1 protein-coding gene is annotated in these 274 nt (G+C 51.8%); it reads left to right on the forward strand.

From position 1 onward, the window contains the following. Window positions 1–13: 13 nt before the first annotated feature. A partial coding sequence (locus AC3II9_RS21785) for an LbetaH domain-containing protein (protein ID WP_489158779.1) occupies window positions 14–274 on the forward strand: 261 nt, incomplete at its 3' end.

The following is a 274-nucleotide window of genomic DNA, read 5'->3' on the forward strand; positions in this document are numbered from 1 at the left end:
TGGAGTAACCATCTTGGACCGGCCGTTCATTCACCAGACCGCCGACGTCGCCAGCCAAGCTATAGGTGCAGGCACCAAGGTATGGCAGTTCTGTGTGGTTTTAGCGGGCGCACGAATTGGCACGAACGGTAACATCTGTTCACACTGTTTCATCGAGAATGACGTCATCGTAGGCGATAACGTCACCGTAAAATGCGGCGTTCAGCTTTGGGACGGAATCACGTTGGAAGACGATGTCTTTATCGGCCCCAACGTCACTTTTACTAATGACCTA

The organism is Lysinibacillus sp. RU7 (assembly GCF_057837305.1).